Origin of the sequence: Bradyrhizobium sp. CB1015 (assembly GCF_025200925.1) — a bacterium.
Taxonomy (GTDB): domain Bacteria; phylum Pseudomonadota; class Alphaproteobacteria; order Rhizobiales; family Xanthobacteraceae; genus Bradyrhizobium.
On the sequence record NZ_CP104174.1, the window covers coordinates 1,572,255 to 1,595,436 of the forward strand.

Annotated in this window: 19 protein-coding genes and 5 pseudogenes; 13 read left to right on the top strand and 11 right to left on the bottom strand. The window is 58.9% G+C overall.

The window, feature by feature from the left end:
* The first annotated feature begins 918 nt into the window (after positions 1–918).
* The 3 genes from N2604_RS07125 (at position 919) to N2604_RS07135 (ending at position 3,759) form a co-directional block, all read left to right on the top strand.
* The gene (locus tag N2604_RS07125) at positions 919–1,695 is read left to right on the top strand and encodes an acetoacetate decarboxylase family protein (RefSeq protein ID WP_036031505.1); all 777 of its coding nucleotides are present in this window, start codon (positions 919–921) and stop codon (positions 1,693–1,695) included.
* A 197-nt stretch (positions 1,696–1,892) separates the two neighbouring features.
* A complete protein-coding gene (locus tag N2604_RS07130) occupies positions 1,893–2,930 on the top strand; it encodes a hypothetical protein (RefSeq protein ID WP_158667607.1) in 1,038 nt (345 codons plus the stop codon).
* A gap of 646 nt (positions 2,931–3,576) precedes the next feature.
* Complete coding sequence (locus N2604_RS07135) at positions 3,577–3,759, top strand: hypothetical protein (RefSeq protein WP_225114960.1); 183 nt, start codon at positions 3,577–3,579, stop codon at positions 3,757–3,759.
* Between the two features lie 2,472 nt (positions 3,760–6,231).
* Here the strand turns inward: N2604_RS07135 and N2604_RS07140 are convergent.
* Positions 6,232–6,402 (bottom strand): DUF1508 domain-containing protein, encoded by a 171-nt coding sequence (locus N2604_RS07140; RefSeq protein ID WP_074448437.1) that lies wholly within the window; start codon positions 6,400–6,402, stop codon positions 6,232–6,234.
* Positions 6,403–6,528: 126 nt separating this feature from the next.
* Between N2604_RS07140 and N2604_RS07145 the strand changes: the two are divergent.
* From N2604_RS07145 to N2604_RS07160, 4 genes and pseudogenes are all read left to right on the top strand, one after another.
* A pseudogene (locus tag N2604_RS07145) lies at positions 6,529–6,700 on the top strand (IS3 family transposase); the annotation flags it as partial.
* A 767-nt stretch (positions 6,701–7,467) separates the two neighbouring features.
* On the top strand, positions 7,468–7,794 hold the full coding sequence (locus tag N2604_RS07150) for a hypothetical protein (RefSeq protein ID WP_124163420.1): 327 nt from the start codon (positions 7,468–7,470) through the stop codon (positions 7,792–7,794).
* 283 nt (positions 7,795–8,077) lie between these two features.
* A pseudogene (locus N2604_RS07155) lies at positions 8,078–9,228 on the top strand (IS3 family transposase).
* 911 nt (positions 9,229–10,139) lie between these two features.
* Positions 10,140–10,673: an MATE family efflux transporter gene (locus N2604_RS07160; RefSeq protein ID WP_245454645.1), complete on the top strand. Its 534-nt coding sequence runs from the start codon at positions 10,140–10,142 to the stop codon at positions 10,671–10,673.
* A gap of 129 nt (positions 10,674–10,802) precedes the next feature.
* Here the strand turns inward: N2604_RS07160 and N2604_RS07165 are convergent, their stop codons facing one another.
* Both N2604_RS07165 and N2604_RS07170 read right to left on the bottom strand, forming a co-directional pair.
* A complete protein-coding gene (locus N2604_RS07165) occupies positions 10,803–11,024 on the bottom strand; it encodes a hypothetical protein (RefSeq protein WP_124163421.1) in 222 nt (73 codons plus the stop codon).
* A gap of 85 nt (positions 11,025–11,109) precedes the next feature.
* A complete protein-coding gene (locus tag N2604_RS07170) occupies positions 11,110–11,526 on the bottom strand; it encodes a hypothetical protein (protein WP_036032173.1) in 417 nt (138 codons plus the stop codon).
* 454 nt (positions 11,527–11,980) lie between these two features.
* Between N2604_RS07170 and N2604_RS07175 the strand changes: the two genes are divergently transcribed.
* Positions 11,981–12,262 carry an NYN domain-containing protein gene (locus N2604_RS07175; protein ID WP_124163422.1) on the top strand — a complete coding sequence of 94 codons (282 nt, stop codon included), beginning with the start codon at positions 11,981–11,983 and terminating at the stop codon, positions 12,260–12,262.
* Positions 12,241–12,399, top strand: a complete 159-nt coding sequence (locus N2604_RS07180) for a hypothetical protein (protein WP_244429440.1) — start codon at positions 12,241–12,243, stop codon at positions 12,397–12,399. Before N2604_RS07175 ends, N2604_RS07180 begins: the two co-directional genes overlap by 22 nt.
* A 27-nt stretch (positions 12,400–12,426) precedes the next feature.
* Here N2604_RS07180 and N2604_RS07185 read toward each other — a convergent pair whose 3' ends face one another.
* Together N2604_RS07185 and N2604_RS07190 are read right to left on the bottom strand one after the other, a co-directional pair.
* On the bottom strand, positions 12,427–12,624 hold the full coding sequence (locus N2604_RS07185) for an ImmA/IrrE family metallo-endopeptidase (protein ID WP_050996322.1): 198 nt from the start codon (positions 12,622–12,624) through the stop codon (positions 12,427–12,429).
* Positions 12,625–13,633: 1,009 nt separating this feature from the next.
* A complete protein-coding gene (locus N2604_RS07190) occupies positions 13,634–13,834 on the bottom strand; it encodes a hypothetical protein (RefSeq protein ID WP_036032177.1) in 201 nt (66 codons plus the stop codon).
* A gap of 38 nt (positions 13,835–13,872) precedes the next feature.
* On the opposite strand from N2604_RS07190, the pseudogene N2604_RS07195 reads away from it, so the two are divergent.
* Positions 13,873–14,147 (top strand): annotated as a pseudogene (locus N2604_RS07195) (transposase); the annotation flags it as partial.
* Between the two features lie 292 nt (positions 14,148–14,439).
* Here the strand turns inward: N2604_RS07195 and N2604_RS07200 are convergent.
* Positions 14,440–14,737: pseudogene (locus tag N2604_RS07200) on the bottom strand (IS481 family transposase); the annotation flags it as partial.
* A 103-nt stretch (positions 14,738–14,840) separates the two neighbouring features.
* On the opposite strand from N2604_RS07200, the gene N2604_RS07205 reads away from it, so the two are divergent.
* Entirely contained in the window at positions 14,841–15,107 is a 267-nt protein-coding gene (locus N2604_RS07205; protein WP_036032180.1) for a transposase, read from the top strand.
* 17 nt (positions 15,108–15,124) lie between these two features.
* Complete coding sequence (locus N2604_RS07210; protein WP_245334273.1) at positions 15,125–15,826, top strand: DDE-type integrase/transposase/recombinase; 702 nt, start codon at positions 15,125–15,127, stop codon at positions 15,824–15,826.
* Between the two features lie 56 nt (positions 15,827–15,882).
* On the opposite strand, the gene N2604_RS07215 is transcribed toward N2604_RS07210, so the two are convergent.
* The 3 genes from N2604_RS07215 to N2604_RS07225 all read right to left on the bottom strand — a co-directional run bounded on the left by N2604_RS07215 (position 15,883) and on the right by N2604_RS07225 (position 18,589).
* On the bottom strand, positions 15,883–17,952 hold the full coding sequence (locus tag N2604_RS07215; protein WP_260374218.1) for a recombinase family protein: 2,070 nt from the start codon (positions 17,950–17,952) through the stop codon (positions 15,883–15,885).
* Positions 17,942–18,112 carry a hypothetical protein gene (locus N2604_RS07220; RefSeq protein ID WP_158626816.1) on the bottom strand — a complete coding sequence of 57 codons (171 nt, stop codon included), beginning with the start codon at positions 18,110–18,112 and terminating at the stop codon, positions 17,942–17,944. The genes N2604_RS07215 and N2604_RS07220 overlap by 11 nt, the downstream gene beginning before the upstream one ends.
* Positions 18,113–18,286: 174 nt before the next feature.
* Entirely contained in the window at positions 18,287–18,589 is a 303-nt protein-coding gene (locus N2604_RS07225; RefSeq protein WP_260374219.1) for a hypothetical protein, read from the bottom strand.
* A gap of 460 nt (positions 18,590–19,049) precedes the next feature.
* Between N2604_RS07225 and N2604_RS07230 the strand changes: the two genes are divergently transcribed.
* Positions 19,050–20,612 carry a carboxylesterase/lipase family protein gene (locus tag N2604_RS07230; RefSeq protein WP_158626814.1) on the top strand — a complete coding sequence of 521 codons (1,563 nt, stop codon included), beginning with the start codon at positions 19,050–19,052 and terminating at the stop codon, positions 20,610–20,612.
* Between the two features lie 274 nt (positions 20,613–20,886).
* Here the strand turns inward: N2604_RS07230 and N2604_RS07235 are convergent.
* Together N2604_RS07235 and N2604_RS07240 are read right to left on the bottom strand one after the other, a co-directional pair.
* A pseudogene (locus N2604_RS07235) lies at positions 20,887–21,626 on the bottom strand (IS5/IS1182 family transposase); the annotation flags it as partial.
* A gap of 1,180 nt (positions 21,627–22,806) precedes the next feature.
* Positions 22,807–23,091 carry a DUF3892 domain-containing protein gene (locus tag N2604_RS07240; RefSeq protein WP_036032306.1) on the bottom strand — a complete coding sequence of 95 codons (285 nt, stop codon included), beginning with the start codon at positions 23,089–23,091 and terminating at the stop codon, positions 22,807–22,809.
* Positions 23,092–23,182 lie beyond the last annotated feature (91 nt).

The following is a 23,182-nucleotide window of genomic DNA, read 5'->3' on the forward strand; positions in this document are numbered from 1 at the left end:
AAGGTAAGAGGGCTCGTGCGCTGACAGGACCAAGAAATGCTTGTGACACTTCCGGCGCGCTTCCTCGGTCACTGGCGGGGCAAGGTCTTCCTGCATCACGCATGAGACTCATGCTGATGATCCTGAGGTCGCGGACATGCGCTCGCCGCTCAGGCACGACTAATCTTCGGCTGGGTTGCCTCCAATAATGTCGTATCCCAATGGGCAGATGGTACCGAGCTCTTTGTGAGCGGGAGCGCGAGGAGCTGGAGTATAACGATGCATGTTCTCCGAATGTGCGAACTGAAGTATCCATTCTGTGCAAGCGCCGCGCCAGACACTGACAAGAACGCAAACTCACCAGAACTTACAGGGTTCTGGAGCTCTACCGACGTGCCTCGCAGGACGTCGGTATCCGCGAGCATGTATTTCGGCCATGCACCGAGATAGCTGTCGCGGCCGATCTAGTTTAGTCAAGCTAGCCCCGAATTCGATAGCTTTGCGAACCTCCTCATCGTTGCGTTCGCGTTTGGTCATGTGGGACTTTCAACATTCTGTGTCATCAAGCCAACAAGCGGAAGGCAAGAAGACAAGCGAAGTTGTCCGAGCTCTCGTACTCCAGTTCGACATCTGTAGCCGAGCAGTCCGTCTAGCACCCCATAAAGGGAAGATGGCATCGACTTTGCATAACCATAGCGAGTCGCATTCGACTCAACGTCACCTCAGTAGCACGCTTCTCCGGAGTGTATGCACAACGTCAGGCCCAGTCAGCAGCACAAAACTGAGGTGCAAGGCGGCCTCCGACTTCACTATAACGCGTAAGCCGGATGCGAGGCCGCACATTGCACTCTCTTCATGATGCTTCCACAACCAGATGTCTTTGTGAGATGAGTCAGCTGCATCTCCGATTGTAAACTCTCAAGAGCGAGGAGGGATGCCATGCCCGACGTTAAAGGTATTCCGTTTGATGCGCCCCTCTACCATGGGAGCAAAGACCTTGGCAGCACGTTCCTCCGCTGCCGAGCCATAAACCATATATTCAGCGTGGGGAACGAGGTTGGCCATCTATTGCCGAAGGGGTTAGTACCGTCAGCAAACCCAGCAATCGCCATTGTTGGCGTCGCGAGCTATCCCTCAAGCATAGTGGGGTCATACTTGGAGTGCTATTCAGGAATTCAAGTTCGTGATTCTGGCGGTGAGATTGGCTTTTACATTCCTTACATGTACGTGACAACAAACGATGCCGCGCTCGCCTCGGGACGAGAGGTTCTTGGTGCTCCAAAAAAGCTGGCGCACATTACTCTGATTAGAGAAGGCGGTCTGTTTCAGGGAACGCTCGAGCGTCCGGCCGGCAAGCGCCTACTGACCCTCACCGCGCAACCAGACCAGCGCAAGAGTTCGGACTCCCAGCAGACGCACTCTGCGCGAACGTATTTCTATTCGGTTCGACATCTTCCGCCCATCAATGAGAGCGGAAAAGGAGCAGTAACGCAACTCATCAAGTGGTGCACCGCCAGAACGTTGCGACGCGACGAGTTTGGTGAGGAAGTTCACTTTACCGGACCCACCTCCCTAACCTACGACTCCCCCTCAATAGTGGACCCCGTGCACAATTTGTCAGTTGGCCAAGCCGTGCTCGGCTCATACGAGGAGTATGACGCCAGGCTCAAGGTGATTGACATCATATCGGAAGACACAAATCCAGGTAAACAGTGAGCGATGAGTTTGTGGCCTCGTTCAATTCTGAGTTATGCTCAGATAAGCTGCTACCAGCTTTGCTGGACACTGAGATTAGGTGTTCAAGAGGACGGAATTGAGCGACCAAGAGACGGAAGTTCAGTCAGGAGTTCGTTTAGGGCGCCCCTGAACCGACATATTGATCGTCTTGGCCGCTTCAAGGGGGTCGTCAGATCATGAGCCATACGCAAGAAACGAAAAAGCGGCGCGCTAGGCAGACGCGGTGCGTGCGGCGCTCGCTGGTGGATCTTACCGCGGCGGCGAGCCGAGCCGTTGACGATGGCCTGTTTGTATTGTCCGGCGAGATTGCTGCTTCCAATCCGCGGTCGGAGCGCACAGGCGCGAATATGTCTGATCAAACGATCCTAGCAAAGCAAGCGACGGCTCCGAGCCCCTTTGAGGAGCTTGAATCTCGGAATGCGGCGGCGCCGCTTAAGGACGAACTCATAGATTCCGACAGTACCGCGGAGATGATGGTAAAGGTTGTCGAGGACTCTCAAGAAAGAGCTTCTGAAAACCTCAAAGCCAGCCTGAACGTTGCGTTGGACCACGCAAAGAATCTTGTGGAGACACGGGTGGGAGGCGACGCGGTGTCGAAAGACGTCGGCGATTCCTGCCTTGAAAGCGATTTTTTGCCCGTTCTCAAAGATGCCGCAACGGAGTTCCGCGCGGATGCGGTCGAATTGATTATACAAGAGGAACCAAACGACGACGCAAAGCAGCCCCAACCGCGATACATGCGGCGGCTCACTGACGAGGCGGTCAGATTACTGGACGATCTTCGGAGCGGAAAGCTGGAGAATGAGGCGAACTTCATCCTGAGCGAATGCTTCAGAGAAGCCGCCAGCGCGTTCTCTATCATCAATCAGCAGCTCAAGCGCGACGGCTATGCTGCGAGCATTGATCCATCAATTTTCATCTGGCTTGCCAATATCACCGAACCGCAGACGCGTGACGCTGGGACCATGCGACTTGAGATCGTACACAACCACCAAGGTCGTCCGAGCACATACGCACGCCAGGTCGCTCAATTCATCTGGCATCTTGTCGAGGGGCAGGGCTGCCGGCGACAGGCCGCATATCGGGGCGCGCTCACGAAGTTCACCGTAACCGAGAGTTTCGTCGAGGACGCCTACGCCTTTTGGGAGCCGATCTTCAAACGGGCGGGACCGCACGTGAGGATGCTGACCCGCATTTCAGATCCAGAAGTGTAAAGCTAAGCAGCGCGGGCATGCGTCCGATTTGACTGAGGCCGAGGCCCGCCCGGCAACTTCGTCCGCGTTTTGGAGGAAGAGGAGGCTGACGTCGGCGCCGCTCCTGCATGGCTTAAGATGGCGCTGCTAAGGGTGCCGGCGCGAAGCCAGCTGATCTGCCCGTGCAGACGCCGACCAAGTACGAGCTGAGGGCCAATTTTGAGTGGACGCGGGGGTCCGACGCCGATCGGCAGCCGAGGGAGACCAGCGCCTTGTGAGCGTAGACCCATGACACCGCGCCAGCTAAGTATTGCTGGGGGCAGTGGCTGCGCGGCTGTCGGTATTGACACAATGTCAGCAACTTGACGCGCACGCCGCGACGAAGTGCCTGCAGAGCCCGCGAATTCCCTACGGCACGCGACTTGCTCTCTTTGCGGCATCATCACCAATCGCAGTGCGATGGTCTTCGGGACGGACTCGGCGCGCGTCGCTTTTAGCGTCTGATCCGCTCCGACGGTTTGCTGCGCGATAAGTTAAGGGCGCTCGGTTGTGGACCGGAGATAATGCGGGGACGTCTTGGATGCGATCTGGAGTTCTTCTTTTGGGAGCCACGACAATTGCGCTCGTCGCAACCGGTGCAGCGAATGCGGCAGACCTTGAGCCAGAAGTGAAACTGCCACCGGCGGTGTGGAACTGGTGCGGAGGCCTATATTGGCGGGCACGTCGGCGGCGGCTACGGCCGCACCTCCTTCAGCAATCCTACGGTCCGCCAATCTATGGCGATGTCGTCGATACCCCAGTGTTCCTCGCCGGCGGCCAGATCGGCTACAATTGGCAGAAGAACGGCTGAGTGGTGTGTCGAACTCGATGCCAGCAGGCCCCAACGTCTTTGCCACCAGGACCGGCCGCATCGGCTACGCGTTTGGCGCGCTGGGCCGCACGCCGGCCTATCTCGAGGGAGGTGCGTCGCTTGGCAAAACAATCGAGGGGACGTCTTCAATAACCACGAGTTTGATTGGCCACAGGAGAAAACCCATGTTGACTATGGTCGCTTCGGTGCCACCATGAGGCTGGGCGTCGAGCAAGCGCTTACGCCTGCATGGTCGGTGAAAGCTGAGCATAACTATCTGCATTTCGGGGGACCGAGCGTCGCAACGCCTCCCACGGTGCAGAAACCAGCCGTTCGCAGTTCTTCCGGCGAACACAACCAGCCTGTCCAGCAACTATCACATAGGAAAGATCGGGTTGAACTACCATTTTGGCGCCGACCCGCGGACGGCGCAATGGTCCGATGCGCCGCTGTACGCGAAAGCACCCGCCGGCGCACCGATTGCTTACACGGCTGGTTGGTCGTTCGAAGGCGGATCACGGCTCTGGCTCAGCGGGACGATTCCAATTGAACAATAGCGCAGTGCCGGATGGCAGCATCGCTCGCTGAGCGATGGCCTTCCACCGGTGCTGTGCATTGAGCCATGTGACGCCTCTGTGTTGAACCAAGAAATTGATCGTCGAGACGACCTCGTCGGATGCCCGCGACTCGCTAGATGCGAATATATAACACGCAAAGCGTGTGATGATCGTCGTCAGGGGTGCCTGCCTTGTGGAGGGCTGGGGAAACGCAGCGTGCCAGGAACTGCGCATTTACCCGGCCGCTCCAACGAGCTTAAGGTTAGGTGGAAGGTTTTGGTCGCTTGGGAATGTGAAGCCGCAAACGCGATTGCGGAGATACTTCAAGCTCGCGACCTGATCGCGGCGATGTGAACGCGGCGATTCGCTTACAAGCACCCTCTCACGTGAGGGTGGAAAAACCTGGGAGGCTTCAAAAAACCCGTAAAATGGTGAGCGCACAAGGGATCGAACCTTGGACCTCTCCTGTGTGAAGGCCAGCCGTCATTCTTGAATTTACCGGCAGGGTGAAATTCCCCGTTTTCCCCGGATCAATCGGCCGCGTTGATGCCCCTCCGTATCCGCCACATCTTCTTGGGAGGGAGCTCTGGGCGAGGGGGTTCTGTGCAGTCGGGCGGCGCTGGGGGTAGCCCGCGAGCCGCCCCTGCGGCGACATGCGGCGCCGCCCGGTGCCTTCGGCAGCTGGAAAAGGAGCCTGCAACCGCAAGGCGAGCGGAAGGGAAGCGCCCTGCTCAGGAGCGGCCAGCTGAATAAGCGCGAAAAGGCCGCCTTTGGGGGTGAGCATCCGGTGAGGCTTTCAATTACCCATAACTTTGAGCACTCGGCCTGGTTTGCTGATCGGCGAAATCTTGAGTCGAAAGAATCACTTGTGATTCCTTACTGAGCACCTGATTCGCGAGGGGTGCTCTATGGGGCTGACATTAAGGGCTCGGATCCGCAAGAGGCCGGTTGCGATCCTTGGAGGGTGAATGTTGGAGTTGCATCGGATTTCAGTGCAAGAACTGGTCTTAGCCGGCGGCTGCGGCCCCTTTTGCGTAAATGCCCGAACCAGTTACGGCGGCTAGGGTTGAATAAATGGGGTAACATGGCGACATGAGTTGATCTGTGTGCCGGGCGAGCCCTCTTAGTCGGTGAGGCGTTCGGTGATGTGTTTTCAGACGAGGCCAATGATGCCGTCATGTCGAGGCAGCCTGCGACACGTTGGGAGATTACATTGTCGAGCACATCGGTAGGACGGTTGCAGGCGCGCGCGATGCGAAGGCGGTCCCCACATTTCTCTCTGGCGATCTGCGCGAAGCGCTCTCGGAGGGCACTAGACCACTTCGCCCCAGCCTCGCGAGCTAAAATGAAGGAATCTGCGCGGCTTACAGAGGCGCGGCGCAAACAGCTTGGTCGGGGCGGCAAAGCATCCTGCGCTTCGTATGGTGAGAGACGTATGCGGGCTGAGACGCATTGCGAGACGGTGAGGCTGTAGGGCGGTCCAAACAGGCCGCCCTTTTGCTTGGCGGCTCGCCCGAACGACTGAAAGCCTCCACGCCTGGTACATTTGGAGCCGCGCTTGGCGCGGCGGCGATCTGACCTTGTCGGGCGTCGAGGCTTTCAGTCGTTCGGGCGTTCAGGCGTGGAGCCTTCAGGCGGGAGGGGATAATGTGCTCCGGAGTGACATCTGGAGAGAATGGAGCGTCATTTGTCCGGGTCGCGTCCGGGTGGAAATTCCGAAACGTCCGCGTTACCGCAGTTGAAAAGATTGATGAAAAAGGCAAGCCCAGACGGGCCGGGACTTTTGTCGGGGTCATGCCCAAAACCTTGAATGTCCCGCCACGAGCGTTCTACTCTGGGGCGGACAGGATGGGGTGAGAAGGAAAATTATCTTATCGCCTGTCCGACCTGAAAGTCTGATGGAATGAGGGTGGGGTTACCCCCGCACCGGAGTGTCGCGGTCGGTGCTTTTCACGAGTTCGATGACCGCAAGGCAATCGGCTCTGTTGTGATAGCCCTCGCCAGACTCAGCGATCTTGCGCATATTTCCAGCGAGTAGCGTCCAACGCCACTCATCGCGCGTGTCGCGGTAAATTTGAAAGTACACGGCCTACCTCCTGCGTGGGTGTCGATGCCCGGCAGGGTACTGCTAAAAGCTTGCAGTGGTACCTACCCGGGCTGGTGGGGGGGTCAATGGGAGCCTCACGTTAGAGGTCCCCGCCCGGTTCTCTAGAGCTTCTTCCATACCTTGAAAACCGAGCTGGTCCATCATCGCGACTACAACACCCGTGCCGAGGCCCAGCGCGATATCTTCGCCTTCATCGAGGGCTTCTACAACCGAAACAAGACTCCACTCCGCCCTCGGATATGTCGCCCCGATCGAAATGGAGCTAAAAGCCGCTTAACCCGTCCACTTTTTCAGGGGAAGATCACTTTGCCCTGGCCGCTGATGCAGGGATATCGCATCACGCTTCTTCGCACGGGTGAAGCCTTTTGAGATGACCGACATTAAGTCTGATAGCGTCGCGCGTACCGAAATCAACGTCGTAAGGCTTGGCAGGGGTGTGGAGTGATGGGGGTAGCAAAGCTACAGTTCGCGCCGCGCACTGCCCCTCTCGAAACTGATTGTCCCGATGTCTTGGCTCACGCGCTCGCGAAGCTGGGGCGATGCGATCAACGTCCTGCGTCTGACGAGGAGCTGCCTAAAATCGTGTTGCCGTTCCTTGCTTGGGCGGCTTTGCGACGGCAGGACCTTCCGGCTCGCGCCATCAGGGTCGTGATGAAATGCTGCGGTGAGCCGATGGTTGAGAGGGCGCTCGGTATCCATCGCTTGCGGCAACTGAAACAGAGATATGGGGAGGTCAGCGCACCGTTCGCGTCGGCCTGATCGTTCTGAAGACTGACAGGCTGAGCGGCGTTAAGTCGCTCAGTCGTCTGCTCTGTGAGAATACCAATCCTGGTAGGTCACTTAAGGCCGCTCCCTCGCTAAAATCACTGCCGGGGTTCGCGGCACGTGAAGGGACAGCGCCTTCCTTCCTCCAGCGGAATGCGCCGAGTCATGCCGCCGCTAACTTCACCCGCAGTGCGGATGCGGCAGGATAGCGCCTTTCAAGGCTCGCCGATGTAGGCGCCGAGTCGCATCGGCGCTGTTTTGAGCCGACGAGGAAAGCGTATGTTCAAGCGACAAACCACGGCATCAAGGGCTAAGCCATTAAGACATTTCCGCGCGCGGAAACGGATTCCGACAGCGCGCGACCTTGCTGAAGCGTTCCATTTCGCAACGCGCGTATTCTACAGAAGAGTGCCGGCAACGGGCGTGTGGTTTGAGATAAGAGATCGTATGGTCAGAACAGCCGAAGGGCAGTTCTATCTTATCGAAGATCACCCCATTAAGCTTGGCGGCCATGAAGTCGCACGGCCTTACAGTCTAGCGAGCGTCTTTGCGTGGCTGCAGGATTCCCCACAACAGATTGAGCGCACTGTCGTCAAAGGCGGCTAAGCTTTGAACAGCCCACGCGGGCTTTTTTTTTCGTTTTGTGGATGCCGCGCAGGTCTCGTCAGCCTTTCGTCAGCCAGCGCGGATACGGAGCCCTTGGGTTAGCGACACGCGCCAGGGACAGCGCAATGGCACCAGGATGGTCAGCGCCGAGTCACGTGGCCATTAACTAGTGGTGCGGGCGGGGTAGGCACAGGGTCTGATCCAACGCAACTGAACCTCCTCCGAATGAGTGGACACCTGTAGTAGGCTCATTGAGCCCGGAGGTGTCGAATGGAACGTCAACATCGGTTCATTTACCGAAGAGTACAAGCGCCAAGCCGTTGAGTTGGCTTTGAGTGGGCGCTTCGATCGGGTCTGTTGCCAAGGAACTCGGTCTGCGTGACTCGGTGCTGCGGCGCTGGGTTGACAAGCTGCGGCAGGAGCCGACATCGGCGGCGTGGCGCCCCACCACGCAGGCGACGCCGATGTCGGCGGACCAGGCTTCGGAGATCGCCCGTCTGCGCCAGGAGAACGAACGCTGCGCATGGAGCGCGACATTTTAAAAAAGTCGATCGCGATCTTCGCCGGAACCCGGACATGAGCTTCCGCTTCATCGAAGACCATCGCGACGCCTATCCGGTGCGGCTGATGTGTGCCGTGCTCGAGGTCTCGCCGGCCGGCTATTCCGCCTGGCGTGATCGCCCGGTCAGTGAGCGGACCAAATCCGATGCCAGCCTCCTGGCCGCGATCCGGCAAGTCCATCAAGACAGCAGCGGGCGTTACTGCAGTCCTCGCGTCCATGCCATCCTGCGCAAGCAGGGACGTGGCGCCAGCCGTGGCCGGATCGAGCAGCTGATGCACCGGCACGGTATCCGCGCCATCATGGCGTCGCCACGCCGGGGGCGCACCACCGACAGCCGTCACGATCTCCCGATCGCACCGAACCTGATCGCGCGCGACTTCACCGCTCCCGCCCCGAACCGAGTCTGGCTCGCCGACATCACCTACATCCCGACCGCGGAGGGCTGGCTGTATCTGGCGGCCGTCATGGATCTGTTCAGCCGAAAGATCATCGGCTGGGCCATGCAAGACCATATGCAGGTCGAACTCGCATCCGCGGCACTGACCATGGCCATCAACCAGCAACGGCCGCAGACCGGATTGATCCACCACTCCGATCGCGGCGTGCAGTATGCCTCACAAGCCTATCGCAACGTCCTCACCGGCGCCGGCATCATGGCATCATGAGCCGCAAGGCCGATTGCTACGACAATGCCCTGATGGAGAGCTTCTTCCATACCTTGAAAACCGCGCTGGTCCATCATCGCGACTACAACACCCGCGCGAGGCCCAGCACGATATCTTCGCCATATCGAGGGCTTCTACCGCCGAACAAGGCTCCACTCCGCCATCGGATATGTCGCCCCGATCGAAATGGAGCTAAAAGCCGCTTAACCCGTCCACTTTTTCGGGGGAAGATCAGTCTCCCATTGCGGCAAGCTGTCGGACCAGCTTAGAGAGTGCCTGAAGACGTGGGGCCGACCGATTCTGGTAGTTGTGCCGCAGCTTTTTCCGATGGATGTATCCCACGTCAGCTTCTTCCGCCGCTGAGGCTGGCTGTGTGGGAGTTAGCGGCGCGTGGTAGGGACAGCGCTTCTTCTCTCTCATCGAGCGCCGAGTCACGTGCCGCTAGCTTCAACCATAGGGCCAACGGATGCACATATGAGGTTGGTCTCGCGTTCGAAAGCGCCAACGCGCTGCTGGCCAGTCTCGTTGATGCTGCACGCCGTCGAGTTTGACCGGTTCGCGGTCCTCCTGCATCACCGCCGTGACGAGCAGTGGCAGAATCTTCCTCGTCTTTAACCACTACTGCGAGTCGACCGGAGATGGTCCGGTTCATCGTGAACTGCACGACGGATGGGGACACTCCTAACGCGTCAGCCGCGGCGTCGCGCCAAAGCTGGCGGCTCAAAGCATCACATTTCGCTCGCCGCGGGCACGATCATCGTAAGAGCCGAGGGTAACACACGATTCAGCATGTGGACGATGATGACCGCCTTCATACTGAAAGTTGTGCTCGATCCGGTCTTCATATTCTTACTGGACCTGGTGTGCGAGGCGCAGCCCTCGCAACGCTGGCATCTCAGATCGCAGCCATAAGCCTCTATATATCGCGTATTCTACGAATGCTCGCGGGATAGTCCGCGTCAGGGCCACTCACATGTCAGTACGAGCAGATCGCATCAGACAGCTCGCATTCATAGGGTCGCGGGCGAGTATAACCAACAGTTTATCTGCCGTTGGCTTGATGCTCTTCGGAGCCGTTCGGCGAGAATGCGATCGCCGCGGTGGGAATAGCTATTCGATTGCTGACGATCGGCGCACTGCCTGTCACCGGCTTCTGTATAGGCTCTCAAGCTATCCTGGGTTTCGGTTGGGGCGCACCAGATTTTGCTCGCGTATTGAAGGCTGCGAAGTTGATGCTCTCGATGACTGTCGCTCTTTCCGTTGCCTATTCTGCGGCCGTTGTGATCTTTGCCCGGCCTTTGGTCAGGCTGTTCAGTGATAGCGAGAATGTCACGAAAGTTGCGGTCTCGACCTGCATCGTCTTCCATCTCTTTTTTGGGCTTTTTGTTATTCAGAGCGTCGTCACAACGATGCTTCAGTCGTTCGGGAGAGCACGTCTCAGTGCAGTTGTTTCCTTGGCGAGGCAGGGATATCTCTTCGTACCGGCCGTACTATTCCCGCTCATGTGGGGTTTCAATGGACTTTTGGCCAGTCAAGCAATCGCTGAGCTGGACCCCGGAATGATCGCGCTTATTGTGATGTTCCACCAACTCGCTCAGATCGGACGAGCGCTGCGGCACCCCGCTTCAAAAGCGCTCGAGATCGCGGGTTGAGCTGACAACGGACATCATCGGGAATCCAGCGCATTGAGTCTTCTCCCCGGGCCAGATCCGCAGTGAGTGCTGGATCCGCGCTGATCGCTTTGTACGAAACGTACAGCGCCGCGTTCATCGACAGAAGCGCTATTCCTGAAACAAGCTCTCCGTTAAATTGTCGCTGGAGGCATGGAGTGTCGTGATGGCTACGAGCAGTTCGATTTCCGCCGGATCGCATAGATCGCGATTGACGAGGCGGCGGCGGTCTGCGTTGAGCAAGTCGACGCCGAGCGGCCAGGGCGGGTGAAGCAACGATCGTTCATGAAGCGGCGGCGGAAGTAATAATTGCCCAGCAATCTTGAAGCGCACCGCGCTCGCATAACTTTTTTATGGAATATTTTCCTATTTTCCGAATGACCGAAACCGCTGGTTAATTTCCAACCAACCGCCTTACTTACGACGCCTTCGCTTGTCGTCGGCGGACAGCGTCGTGCTGGCGTCGCCTGCGTTTCCGCATACGTCGAACTAGCGCTATCGAAGGCATCGATGGCAGCGTCGTGGCTGCAGTCGGCCCCTCGACCGCGTGGACATTAGGCGGCTCCATCACCTGGGCGGGTGCGGGCCGCGCCTCCATGATCTCGAGAACCGCACGACCCTTGTCGGTGATGCGCCAGCCACCGTTCATGCGCTCGATGAGACCTTGGGAGAAGATATCCAGGTCGGGCACGCGGGCCGCCAATCGCTTCGTGCGCTCGCTCCAGTCCCGTCCGCTGGTCGCCAGGATCGCCATATCGCGCTTGAGGTCGGCCATGGCGGCGAACCCGTCTGGATAGCTGACCAGCACCTTGAGAACCGTCACCTGGAAGTTCACTGCCCCACTCCGTACCCGGCTTCCGCGAACTTATTTCCCCTACATCTTAGAGGCACTCGAGACCTCCTGTCGAGGTGCGGGCGTGGTGATGGCTTAGAACTCCAGCCCAACTGCTTGATGCTGGCCAAGGCTCTGCTTCACCCGCAGTGGCCTAGTCCGCTCGCGAAGCTCATCGGCGATCAAAAATGTGCGGCGTCTGGGGGGCGAGGCCTTGCGACCTGGTACCGCATGCCCATATCGACGAAGCTCCGGCTCGCTCGGGTCATTATTCTCCTAAATCATTATTTTGATCATTTTCTCACGATCCTCATTGGAGAAGCGCCCGCATGACCACCTACACTTACGTCGACAATTCCAACCTCTACATCGAGGCTCCCGCGTCTCGGCCGCCAAAAAGGGCAAGGCGAAGAACATTGCCGAAGCCATGAGAAACGGCATTGTGGATCACGGTTGGATGCTCGACTACGGCACGCTGTACAAATATGTCAGCGGGGAGGACACCGTCGCCAAGTTGTGGGGCTCGCCACCTCCCGGCGACTCCTTCTGGAAGATGGTCGACAAGGTCGGCTTCAAGACCCACGTCTACAACAAGAACGCCGGCAATAAGGAGAAGAAGGTCGACGTGGCGATCGCCACGGCGATGATGGATGACACTTCAACGTCATCGACAAGGAAAACGACGATATCCTGCTGGTGGCCGGGGATTCGGACTATGTGCCGGTCGTCGAGAAGCTGATCGAGCGCGGCTTCAAGGTCGAGGTGGCGTTTTGGGGTCAAGCGGCTCGGGAACTGCGCCAAGCTGCCGCAAATTTCTTCGAGCTTGATGGCAAGCTTGATGAATTCACCCGCGCCGCGCCGCAAGCAGCCGCTTAGATCGCTCCCGCGATCCAGCGGGCGCAGCTAGGCCCGCGCGAAGCGGCGGCGGTTCGCCACTCGCTGGTAGGCGCCGGTCACGTTGAGCCGCATGCGGACCAGCGGCTCGCTTGCGCCATACATGTCGGACGCTTTCGAAATCGTGAGGCTGAGGGCGGCGATGTGCATGGCAGCCTCGTCCGAGACCAGGAGCGCCGGTCCGAGCCAGTTGGCCTCCTCCTCCATAGTCTTGTCGTAGTTGCGGGTGCCTGACGGGTCGAAATCTGCATCGGCGGATGCAACAGCAGCCCGTGGGCCAATTCGTGACTGATATCAGCGGCCTGCCATTTCCTGTCGTGGGCATCGTTATTCACAATGAAGCGCTCCTGGCCGACCGCAAGCGTCACGGCCGAGAAGTCTTTCTGACCGTTGCCTGTTCGTAGGTAAGCGACCGCGTCAGGAGCCAACTTCGCGTAGTCGCTGAGCGGAAAAACCGGAAACTCCAGATGCTCAGCGAGACGCCAGGGGCAAAGCGGCAAATGCGGCGCGATATCCAGCTCCTTGCGGAGGCTGGTCCACATACCAGTTCGCTTCTGCTTTGAATGGTCATGCCCCAACATCAGGTTGGCGCGTACTGCAGTTACAAGACACTCACATCCATGCAGACAGCGCGCTAGGTATATCTCTGTCTGAGATACTGCCAGTATGCGTTCGGCCCGAATCACTCACCTGAAATGTTAATTCACGAGTGGTTTCAGGGGCGACTGGAGTTGATTATTCTACCCCTGCTCGGGTGGACCTCCCACGGCGACTCCTTTTTTCGGGGATGGGGCGAAATGATGAAGCAACTTGTAAAAACAACTGAATGGCGCGAGACCAGCGACACTGGCCGCTTCGTTCTTCGCTGGGCGGAAAGCATCCTCGAAACCAGCTTGATCACCAATCAGGATGGGTCAACCTCGCGAATCAGCCGTCCACGAATTCGGGAATTCGAAGAGGAGCGCGATATTCAAACAGCCATGAACGGACCGCGATCGAAAAAGAAACTGCGCAATTGGGCGGCCGGGAGACTTCATAAGCTACGATGGCGTGCAGGTACCTGCACGCTGCGATTAACTGGTCGACCGTTAAGAAGCTGGACCGAGCTGAGCTGTCGCTTCACCAGGGCAACAGCCCGCCCCGTATGGCGGAATCTGACTGAAATCCCGCGGCGATGGTGGGGCGCGCACCATTACATCTTGGCTGAGGCGCGGAATTATTCCGCGTTCTCCGCCGGCAGAGCTAAAGATAGAGATAACTCACGTGCCTGCCCCGGCGTCACTTGGAGGTAAACGCCGACGACGCTCGCAATGGCAATGGAGATTTCATCATCCATCTGCTCAATTATGATGGCACCCGGCTTGTCGATTTCGATCCGGCAATACGTCCAATGATAACCATCCTGTTCATTCGCCATCACGACACAGCCTCCATTTGTCATCGGTTCAGCTGGAGGTCGTGTGGGCGGACGGCGTCTTCCTGCAGGCTCGCATGGAAGACCACAGCAAATGCATGCTGGTGCTGATCGGCGCGACGCCGGAAGGCAAGAAGGAACTCATCGGCTTCCAAGTCGGCGTGCGCGAGAGCGCGCAAAGCTGGCACGAACTGCTCGTCGAAGCCAAAACCCGTGGGCTGAAGATCGCCCCGAAAAAGTGGCCGTTGGTCATGACGCGCTCGGCTTCTGGAAGGCGCTCGACGAGGTCTTTCCCGCGACGCGACATCAGCGGTGCGATGGCCGACGATTATCTCACGTCGGCGCGTCTTGCGGTAAACCATGCGTTCGATTGTCCAAGCCGTCATCGTTCCTCACGGTAGCACCAGTTGATCCGAACCGAGTTGCCGCGCCCTCTCTATTGCCGCCCTGCGCGTCCTGGGGAACATCAATGGGATCTCCGTCCTGAATTCATAGTCTTTGACCGAAATACTGGGCGATACGATCCGGATGCGCCAATAGCGGCGCCCCTTGGCTTCTTCCCGTACTCGCGCTCCCACCGCGAAGGGTCAATCGTAACGTAGCGCCCTGGAGCTCCGCGTCAGATGGAGTATGCTCGGCTGCAGGGCTTAGAGCCAATCGAGCGGCAGCAGCACTGTGCCTCCGGAAAGCGGCGATGATCACCTCTTTCTCGATGGAAGGATTGTCGATTGGCTCCCTTGGGGCCTGTCGAACGATCGGCGACGGTCTCGCGCTGCTTCACTTCGCGACAGTCTTCTATTGATCCCATAGCGCTTGGCGAGTGCTCTTAGGCTCTTTTTGACTATTTTGTATTGCTCGACGGACTCCCTCCGTCGTGGTGGTGCAGCCGTGTAAAACTTGTCCCATGGCGCATCCTTCGAATCGTGCGATGATCTGAGGCCGACAAACTGGACCATTTTTGGCTAGAGTTCTCGCTGCCGAATCCCTCGGCTGGGACGAGCGATGGACCATGAAGGCCTCGAAGTTTTCAGATGCTCAGAAGGCGTTCATCCTGAAACAGGGCAACGACGGGGTTGCGGTGGCGGAGATCTGCCGTAAGGCCGGGATCAGCCAGGCAACCTACTTCAATTGGAAGAAGAAATATGACGGGCTGCTGCCCACCGAGATGCGTCGGCTGAAGCAGCTCGAGGAGGAGAACGGCAAGCTGAAGAAGCTGGTCGCGGACCTGTCGCTCGACAAGGAGATGCTGCAGGACGTGATCCGCCGAAAGCTATGAAGCCCGGTCGGAAGCGCATGCTGGTCGACGCGGTCCGCAGCGAATGGCAGGTCTCGATCCGCAGGGCCTGTGACGCTCTCGAATTTGACCGCTCGACCTACCACTACAAGTGCCGTCGCTCCGGCCAGGCTGCCCTCGAACAGAAGATCAAGGAGATCTGCCATGTTCGTATCCGCTACGGTTATCGTCGTGTTCACGTGCTGCTGCGTCGTGAAGGCTGGCGCCATGGCCAGAACAAGACGCGGCGGATCTATCGCGAATTGGGCCTGCAATTACGCAACAAAACGCCGAAGCGCCGGGTCAAGGCCAAGCTGCGCGATGATCGCAGGCCGGCGACGCGATCGAACGAGACCTGGGCGATGGACTTCGTCCATGACCAGTTGGCGACCGGACACAAGCTGCGCGTGCTCACGATTGTCGATACCTTCTCCCGCTTCTCGCGGCGCTGGCGCCGCGATTCACCTTCCGCGGCACCGATGTTGTGGAGGTGCTGGAAAGGGCCTGCAAGGAAGTGGGAGTCCCGGCAACGATCCGCGTGGATCAAGAACAGCGAGTTCGTGTCCCGCGATCTTGACCTCTGGGCCTACCAGCGCGGTGTCACCCTGGACTTCTCGCGGCCCGGTAAGCCAACCGACAACGCGTTCATTGAGGCCTTCAACGGCCGCTTCAGGGCCGAATGCCTCAACGCCCACTGGTTCCTGTCTCTTGCGGACGCCTAGCAAAAGGTGGAGACTTGGCGCAGATACTACAACTGCGCATCAGAACACCCATCTGGCTATGTGATTGAAGAGAAGAGATTTTGTTGAGCGGGATGCGATCCCGCGGGGTATTTTGGGTTCTGTCGCGCTCGTTCGGCGATAGATCGAGCAGCAGTTGTTATCAGCGAGGTGCGGGCGAAGATCCAAGGACCATCCGGAAGAGGATGGATGGATTCGATCTCGCCGGCTTCAGCGGCCAGCCGGAGCGTCTTGGGCGCGATCTTCAGGAGCTTTGCGGCGTTGCCAAGGTTGAGCCATGGCTCGATCCCGTCCTCGGCAGGCTTGAACACCGGGATGTGGTAGTTCGAGCGCATTGATGTGACGCGCTCGCGGGTCCAGCGATTGCCGTTGCCGGTCTTGAGGCCGTTGCGATTGAGGAGGCCGGCAATCAGATCGTCGCTGGCGATCAGCACCAGTTGACGCACGGCCTGGACGATATCGGCCGAGGTGCTGTTGCGCTGTCCGCGCCGGCGCTTCGGCAAGCGCAACTCGCTGTGGGCGCCCCCCACCCAATGAACGATGAGAACGATCTCCGAGGCCGCGTCGTCGATATCGGCCACGACCTCATGGATGAGGGTGCGCACAATGCGCTTCTTAAGACGAGCATCCGTCGTCCGCGCATCCCAGACCGTTTTGAGGTTCGAGGCCAGAACGCCGAACGAAGCTGGATCAGCAAGGGGTGCGGGCGTCGCCACATCATGCATGGCGATCTTGGCCTCAACCTCCGCCGCGTGAGCGAGCGCCCTGTTCCAGCGCGCTTCCAGCTCACTGGCCACCAGCCGGTTCGCGGGATCAGCGGCATCGTATTGCCGGAAAGCCCTGTCGGCGGCATAGCGCGCCGCTTCGAGGTCGCGACTGAGAGCATCGCGTACCTGATCGCGCCGCTCCCTGGCTCCCTTGGCGGCAGCGGTTGCGGCGGCGACAGCGCCCGGACCGACGACTCCAAGCAGCGATTCCTCGATGGCGTCATCGACGCGCAGTCCGCCGAAGGCGATGCAGTGGGCCCCGCCATTATCCATCCAGGCACGGCTGCAGCTGTAGCGCGGGATATGGTTTTCCATGCCGGAGTAGCGGAGTGTGAGCTTACGACCGCAGCGCTTGCAGCGGATCAGACCGGCCAGCAACGCGTCACCATGCTTGGGCGCGCCGTGATGCCGACTGGTGGGAACATTGCTGCTGACCATGGTGCGAATCGCCTCGAACTTCTCCCAGCTCACATACCCTTCGTGAGTGTTGGGCTTCAGCGTCAGCCATTCGTTCCGCGCCTTGCGGCGGATCTTCACGCGCACGCCCGCGGTGCCATATCCCGCCGCCACAGCTGTCTTACCATAGGCATAGGCGCCGCCGTAGACCGGGTTCTCAATGATCCGGTGGATGGCAGAGTAGTTTGGTCGCCGCCAGGCCGTGTCGCCGTTGGTCTGCTTCACCGGAAGATCGAGATTGTACTCGTGGAGCCAGCAGAGCGCCTGACGCGCGCTTCCCAGTTCCTCGACCTTGTCGAACACCAGCTTGATCGCCTCCTGGACACGCCGATCCGGGTCTTTCTCATAACGATCGCCGGCCTTCACGAAGCCGACGGGCGCTGTCACAACCAACTCGCCCCGGCGCGCCTTCTCGTAGCGTGCCGAGAGCGAGCGCTGGCGCAACAGATCCAGCTCGTACTCGTTGAGGCTGCCCTTGAGCCCGAGCAGCAGGCGGTCGTTGCCGTGTCTTGGCGCATAGATGGTCTCTTGATCGACCAGAACGGTGTCGACCACGCGGCACATCTCGATGAGTTGCTGCCAATCCCGGCTGTTGCGGGCGAAGCGCGAGACCTCGCGGGCGCAAACCGCACCAACCTTGCCAAGGCAAACCTCCGCTACCATCCGCTCAAAACCAGCGCGTTGTATGCCGCCGGCGGCTGAACGACCGAGATCATCATCGATCACTTCAACCTCTGACCACCCGAGAGCCGTCAGCCGGTCCCGCATGGCGTATTGCAGCGCGCTGCTCTCGCGATTGTGCAACACCTGATGGGCCGAGGATTGACGCACGTGAAGAATCGCCTTGCGCTCCAGATGATGAGGCCTGACCTTGTCAGAGATCATGATCGACCTCCTTCGCGGGCAGCGTTGCTGTCCTCGCAGCATGGTCGAGGATCAACTGCGTCATCAGGCTCGTGAGGGCCGCCCGGGCTTCCGCCGGCAACTCCAGCCATGCGGGCGCGCCGATGGCGCCGTTTGACAGGCCACTCCCGAACAGATCCATCTGCGGCTGCGGCTGCGGCCGCGGCTGCGGCTGCGGCTGCGGCCGCGGTTGTCGATTGTGTCGGTATCCGCTCCCTGGCATTGCCGTCTGGCGTGACATGAGTCGCTCCCCGATTCTGGTCGTGAGAGACTCTGGATGCGCCAGAAAGCAGGGCAGCTGATGACGTTCGACCCTTCAACGCCAGATCGAGAAGCGCAGAGAGCGCCGCAAGTGCATCGATGCTGACAAACGGCTGAGCTGCCAAAAGCTCGGCGTCAGGGCATGCTGCCCGATCGAACGTCCATGCTGGAACCTCCAACCATCGATCCGCTTGCGATCCATCCAGAGAGCAGCGGAAAGTGACATCATCAGCCTTCCCGACCGTTCCATGAACGCAAACTCGGCGACCAAACCAGGGATGAAATCGATAAAGAACCTCGCGAAAAACGGTTTTGTGGGCGTTCTTGAGTCTTGTTGTACAACGAAGAGCGGCCCCATTGCGCGATCGGCAATCGACCGCCGATTTTACTGCAAAACCACGTCGGCGCATCCAGCCCGCCAACGTGATCACGGCGAAAAACTCTAGTTCTGAATGGTTCACAGTTCGGTCTCGCTACAGCGACAAAAGGGCATTATCAAAGCTTGGACTAAGAACCGAGTCGCACCTCTGATTGCTGTGCTGGCGCGCAGTTCGCTCGGCGCACCGAATTTGTACCATCGCTTGACGGCTGTGCCGCCGGATCTATTGCCTCGCCGTAGAAATAGGACTTGGCATTATAAATGCTTCAACAGCACACTGTAGTTAGGCCGCGCTATGTAGGCCGTCTCTATGCAGGAGTGTTCGGTGCAAACCAAGTCAATCATAATGATCTTATTGAGATTTGTGATGTTCTCGACAAGTGCCGTGGCAGGGGCATTAAACGAAACATGCCCTGAATGCGTAACACTTGAGGGAGGGATGGCAAAGGGCGTGATCGAGGATGGGATCCTGAGCCTCAAAGGAATTCCCTACGCGGCTCCGCCGGTGAGCGATTTGCGATTCCGCCCACCATCTTTGCCTAATCATTGGCAAGGAATTCTTGAGGCAGCGAACTATCGGACAATCTGTCCACAAATCGAGGATCCGCTCGAAAGTTATCCCAAAGCGGCCATGGCGCATGAGGTTGTCGTAGGCGGAGTCACAACTCGCTTGTTCGAGGATGAAGATTGTCTTTACCTTAATGTCTGGAAGCCTGCGAAGCAGGTCAGGAATTTGCCAATCATGATCTATCTTCCCGGCGGAGGCTTCATTGCCGGTGGCGCGTCCGACGTTTATAATGGGGCAGCAGTTGCTCGAAAGGATGTGGTCGTCGTCACGATCAACTATCGTATCGGCTTGCTGGGATTTGCGGAGGTAGGTGCGCTCGACCCTTCCTATTCCGGTAGCGGCAACAACGGCCTGCGCGATCAGATCGCAGCGCTTGAGTGGGTTCGACGTAACGCGACGGCGCTCGGCGGGGACTCTGATAATGTCACGGTATTCGGTGAATCGGCCGGTTCGATCTCAATCGCCGCACACCTCGTGTCTCCCTCGCTGAAAAAGCCATTTCAACGGGCGATCCTGCAAAGCGGGGCCTACAATCTAATTCGCACCAGGAGATCGGCGGAAGCGACAGTGAAAAAAGTCATGGACGTCGGATCCTTGAAAACCATGGCGCAGATCAAAACGGCGCCCGTTCGAGATCTATTGCTGCAGGCCCACGCTACCGGTGAGCCGGATGGTTTCTTCGCTCCCGTCGCAGATGGTTCGGGGGTCGCCCTCGATCCTGCCGAAGCACTCGCCTCCGGAACGTCAAGACATGTTGGGATCATGCTTGGGACGAATGCAAACGAAATGAACTACTGGGCAATGTATGACAGCAAGTTCCGCAATCCGTTCGTGGAAGACACCGATCTCGGCGCAAAGATCGATGTCTTCTCTATGTTACCCTCCATACGGGACACCTCAGAGGAGAAACGGGAGGAAGTGAAACGCAAGCTCATGAGTACGTATGAGAAGGTTCTCGGGACGACGGATCAAAGAACAATCGAAGCGGCGCTGGTTGATGACGTGATAATGACGCAACCGGCAACACACCTAGCCGAGCGCCAATCGGCCTCGGGCGGCAAGGTGTGGCTCTATCGCTTCACTTGGCATGTGCCCCCAAAGTATCTCGATCCTGCGCTGCCCCCGTTGGGGGCGTTTCATTCAATTGAACTTCCATTCATGTTCGGCACCGGTGATTTCAGCCAAATTCCAGGTGGTCTTGCGCTGTCGAAGGCCCCGGGCTCGGATATCTCTCGGCTGACTAATCAGATGTTGACCGCGTGGACGAATTTCGCAAAGAAGGGAGACCCTAATGGCGTTGGCGTGCCGGAATGGCCTTCCTACGACACAAACAAACGCGTCGTGATGGTGTGGTCAGCAGATTCTGAGGCGGTTGCGGACCCTGACGGGTCACGCCGTGAAATCTGGGAGCGCTGGCACTTTAACCCTTATTGATTGACAACCCGGATCGGTAATGTCCCGCCCGCTGTATCGCGGCTACGCCAGATTGCTGCGACGATGGCCGACAAGGTGTCGCCGCACGCGCCATGTCCCCAGGCAACGTTCGCCGTCTCCGAGGGCCTTGGATCTGCCTCTACTACATTGAGCCAGCAGTGGCCTCGCGCCTCTCCTCCGCCGAATAGTAGTCCGTTCTGTTAATCGCGGGGACAGTGTCATGTCGGTGACGAGGCGATCGAGCACGCCGATTTCAGTTGTAGTCAGTCGTCCGTTAAGAAGGCGAATTGAGCGGGGCGGGACGGCCGAACGTGCGCCATAGCTGGAGCAGGATGAGGCACAAGAGTTCTCTGAGCCAGGCGAGGATGCGGCGGAAGTTGTGGCCGACGGCTGAGAGGATGACTTTAGCCGCATCGCCGGCGCGGCCTTTGAGGTAGCAGCGGCCGAGGTGACCATCGGCCTTCAGGTGTCCGATGATGGGTTCGATGGCGGAGCGGCGGCGCAGCTCGCGCTTGATGACACCGAAGACGCCGCGCTTCTGGCCGGAGATGAAGATCCGTCGGTGATTTTGTGCGTCGTGGCCGCGGTATCCCTTGTCGACATAGGCCCGCTCGATCGCGCAGCCGGTGAGTGTCTCGGTGGGGTCGATGACGTCCCGCAAGGTGTGACCGTCGTACGGGTTATCGGGTAGCGCCCTGGCGTGCAGCACGAACAGGCCCCGGGAGAACGGCGGTTGTTGGTGACGATGGAGGCTTTGACGCCGAACTCGTAAGGCGCGGCTGCTTTGCCCTTGCCGATGCACTCCACCTCCGGGGCGTGGAAGGAAGAAAGCTTGAAGCCGCGCTGGCGCTGCTGCTGCGAGCGGATCTGCGAGGCCCGGCTGAGCGGGAGGGGCAGCTGCCGCTGGTGCCGCTTCAATTGCTTGGCATGGCCGTAGCGTCCCGCCATCATTGTCGCGGTTTTGGCAATGCGAAGATAGGACCGCCGCAGCTTGACCCCGTGCTTCCTCGCCAGTGGCGGAGACAGCGCTAACTCCCAATCACCGTAAGCGGCCTGCCGCCCCGGGACCGGTGTGATCCTTTAGGCCATCGATTACCTTGAGCGCGGCTTCGAGTCATCTCGAAGGCGCTTCGTAATGCGCAGAACGCCGCTCGCAAGCTCCTCACGGCTGATTTCTGCAACGTGAGCGACTTTTTCTTCGAGGTCGCGTATAGCTTCGCCGATCGTGTGCAGCGAGCATGTGCTAGGCATCATCCGCTCCGTCCTGATTAAGGGTCCGGCATGCGCCGAACCACGGCGTAAAAGGCGTCCGCTACACGGTTGAGTAAAGCGGATGGCGTTGCGGGAAAATCTGTCCCCATCTCGCGTCTGAGCGCCTCGAATTCGGATAAGGTCGAAAGAGGGCAATCCGCCACGGCGTCCATTTTTGAGCAGATAATTTCAACTCGGGATCGCCAATCGGCCGCTGTTCTTCAGTTCGCTGTGGCCCGTACGTGTCTTCTGCCGGTGTATGGCTTGGCCTACGGACGCAGTCCGTGAATGCTTGGATTGCCGCTACCACTTCCGTCCTAGGCACGGCAGTTACTCGGAGCCAGCTCGAGAGTTGCAGGCCGAGCGCTTTGATATGGCATGCTCGCGGGGCGCGGCAACCCACTGGTGCTGGTAGGTGTCCTCCGGTACTTTTCGACGATATTGCTTTGTTGGTCCCCCTTGGGAATTTGAGCCTCTTGGGAGCGAGCCCGGTTAGCCTTGCCAATCCAAGGGCGAAGGCTGGCCACCGAGATCTGCGGCACGTGATAGGGACAGCGCGCTGTGTCGGGGGAAGATCAGTGCTAGCTTCATCGGCAGCGCGGGCGCGGTAGGGACAGCGTCGTTGCGCATTTCCGGCGCCGAGGCGCGCCCGCGCTGCTTCCATCGTGGGCTAAGCCCCGTCATGGTAGCTATGCTCGTTCTGCGAGCGATAAGATCCTGGTCAGCTTCTTTCGCCGCTTGAGGCTGGCTGCCCCCGAAATTAGCGGTGCGCCGCAGGGACAGCGCTTCCTCAGGGTAAACGCGAGAAACTTTTCAAGCGCCTAGTCATGTTGCCGCTAATTTCAAAGGGTAGTGCGGGCGTGGCGGGGACAGCGCCTGACACCGCGCAGCCGAACGGCGCCGAGTTGCGCCCGCACTACCGGCGATCTGGGATGGACAAGCATCACGGACACTCAGCGAGTGAAAGAAGATTGTCCGGCTGAATGCCGTCTGCCGTCGTCTTGATGTACTTGTGCCCTTCGTGTTTGGCCACGATCAAACCAGCAGTCAGCCCGTCTTCCTGGACATAGAATTCCCACGCGCCGCTTTCGATGTCTCTGATCGTCTGAACGACAGATTGCTTCCAGTGACTTCCGTTCGAATATACCCCGCCGATGCTGCTAATTCTCTCGTGTGGATTCGTGCTGTCGGTCTTACTGACGCAGCGAACGCGTGCGAGTCTGGCCACGGGGTCTCTTCTTCCGCATGCAAAAGGAGCAACAAGGTTAGCGTTCAGTGGCGGACCATGCCGCCGACCAATTCAGGTAGGTGCCCCGGTT

Excerpts from the sequence above, each read along its gene's own strand:
- N2604_RS07125 (WP_036031505.1), top strand. The coding sequence starts at position 919 with ATGCCCGACGTTAAAGGTATTCCGTTTGATGCGCCCCTCTACCATGGG.
- N2604_RS07130 (WP_158667607.1), top strand. The coding sequence starts at position 1,893 with ATGAGCCATACGCAAGAAACGAAAAAGCGGCGCGCTAGGCAGACGCGG.
- N2604_RS07150 (WP_124163420.1), top strand. The coding sequence starts at position 7,468 with ATGTTCAAGCGACAAACCACGGCATCAAGGGCTAAGCCATTAAGACAT.
- N2604_RS07175 (WP_124163422.1), top strand. The coding sequence starts at position 11,981 with ATGCTCGACTACGGCACGCTGTACAAATATGTCAGCGGGGAGGACACC.
- N2604_RS07185 (WP_050996322.1), bottom strand. The coding sequence starts at position 12,624 with ATGGAGGAGGAGGCCAACTGGCTCGGACCGGCGCTCCTGGTCTCGGAC.
- N2604_RS07190 (WP_036032177.1), bottom strand. The coding sequence starts at position 13,834 with ATGGCGAATGAACAGGATGGTTATCATTGGACGTATTGCCGGATCGAA.
- N2604_RS07205 (WP_036032180.1), top strand. The coding sequence starts at position 14,841 with ATGAAGGCCTCGAAGTTTTCAGATGCTCAGAAGGCGTTCATCCTGAAA.
- N2604_RS07210 (WP_245334273.1), top strand. The coding sequence starts at position 15,125 with ATGCTGGTCGACGCGGTCCGCAGCGAATGGCAGGTCTCGATCCGCAGG.
- N2604_RS07215 (WP_260374218.1), bottom strand. The coding sequence starts at position 17,952 with ATGATCTCTGACAAGGTCAGGCCTCATCATCTGGAGCGCAAGGCGATT.
- N2604_RS07220 (WP_158626816.1), bottom strand. The coding sequence starts at position 18,112 with ATGGATCTGTTCGGGAGTGGCCTGTCAAACGGCGCCATCGGCGCGCCC.
- N2604_RS07225 (WP_260374219.1), bottom strand. The coding sequence starts at position 18,589 with ATGGGGCCGCTCTTCGTTGTACAACAAGACTCAAGAACGCCCACAAAA.
- N2604_RS07230 (WP_158626814.1), top strand. The coding sequence starts at position 19,050 with ATGGCAAAGGGCGTGATCGAGGATGGGATCCTGAGCCTCAAAGGAATT.